The following is a 1,753-nucleotide window of genomic DNA, read 5'->3' as shown; positions in this document are numbered from 1 at the left end:
ACGCTGCAGATTAAAGGCAATGCCGGTCAGGAAATGAAAAAAATTTCCGATCAGCAAATTCAAGCGACAACTAAAATTAATCAGCAATGGACACAGATCGGTTCCGCTAATGCCAAGTTTGTACAAACAGCGAAAGCTGGAACTCAAGCCACTGTCAATACGGCACGCGCAGGTGAAAATTTATTACGCACCAACCGGATGCTTGAAGGGGTGCTTCGCCAGCAATCAATTCAGACTAAGTTGCAAAGCCAACAGTTGAAACAACAGCAATCTAGTGCTCAGCAAATGGCGAACTGGATGAAACAGGTTGCGCAGTCGAGTCGGCAAACCAAGCAAGAAGCCCAGCAAACCGTTTCATTCTGGCAAAAAGGTGTTGCGCTCGGCGGTGCTGCTGTAGCTGGTGGTGCTGTTGTTTCCAGTGCGTTACAAAAACCACGTGATTATGCACAGCAAATGACGTATATCACTGCAACCGCTACTGGTGGCCAGGGATTAACAGCAGAACAACGTCTTGCTAAAACCTCAACTTTTGAGGGGTTTGTAAAAAATGCTGTACGCAATGGCGGTGGGAAAAGAGAAGATGTTGCTGCTGCATTAAATGAGCTGATTGCATCCGGCAAGTATGATGAATCCAATGTTTCCTCTGCCCTTTTGTCTTCTTCAAAAACGGCTTTTGCTGCAGGTGCTGATACTGTTGATGCGGCAAAGATGACCATTGCCATGCAAAATTTTGGTGTTAAAAATCTTGATCTTGCTCAGGATAGATCCATGCGTGCAGGTCAAGTCGGAAGTTTTGAATATAAAGACTTGGCTAAATTTTTACCTGGACAAATGGCAATGGCAAAATCATTTGGGTATTCAGGTGATGAAGGTCTAGTAAAACTGTTGGCTTTAAACCAGACTGCAAAAAGCACTGCTGCTGATAGTTCTGAAGCTGGTAATAACGTGGTAAACCTGCTTCAAAAATTATCCAGCAGTGAATTGGCTGACACCTTGGCTGATAAGGTTAGCAATACAGATGGTCTACCGACAAAAGCTGTCAAGAATAAAAAAGGACAAGTCGTTAGTCAGGAATTTGATTGGGCCACTTATTCCACCCAGCAGCGTGAACAGGGTGTATACGGTGTTGAAGCTTTCGTAAAGTTGCTTGAACGTCAATTACAGGGTAATGCTCAATATACCAAACTACAAAAAGAAGCGAATGCAGCAAAAACTGATGAAGAACGCAAAGCCAAACTTGAAGATATGAGCAACATTGCCATGGGCAGCGAGTTAGGACAATTTTTGGCAGATCGTCAGGCTTTATTGGCGGCAATGGCTGCTGTCTATAATAAGGATAAGACAGTTGCCCTGGAAAAAGAAATTGGTAATGCTGCAGGTACTGTTGATTCCGACCTAAGCATGATTAAACAGACTGAATGGGCTAAAGATCAAGCTGCAGATCAAGAAGGCTTATTTGCTCAATCGAAAGCTTATGATTCAGTATCTGAAACGCTTGGGAAGGTAAAAGAAAATATTACAGATTGGGCACAAAAGCATGAGGAGTTGGCTGCTAATGCATATAAGGCTTCTGTTGCATTGGCTGCCGTGGCAGCAGCAGGAGCTGTAGGTACTGTTTTAGGTGGTGGTAAAGGTGGTGCTATAGCAGGTACTGTGGGTCGTGGTGCTGTAACTGCTGCTAGAATGGCAGCTCCGGTTGCTGCAGTCGCCGGTGCAGGTGTTGCGGGTTATGCTGTAGGAACTGGTATTCGTA

At 44.6% G+C, this 1,753-nt stretch carries 1 protein-coding gene; it reads left to right on the top strand.

Features of this window, described 5'->3' with window-relative positions; genetic code table 11:
• Positions 1-1,753, top strand: a 1,753-nt coding sequence (locus FTT87_RS15780) for a phage tail tape measure protein (RefSeq protein WP_257230600.1), incomplete at both ends; no start/stop codon positions are given.

Source organism: Acinetobacter sp. YH01022 (assembly GCF_013420235.1).
In the GTDB taxonomy this organism is placed as follows: Bacteria; Pseudomonadota; Gammaproteobacteria; order Pseudomonadales; family Moraxellaceae; genus Acinetobacter.
This window is presented reverse-complemented; position numbering and strand designations above follow the sequence as displayed.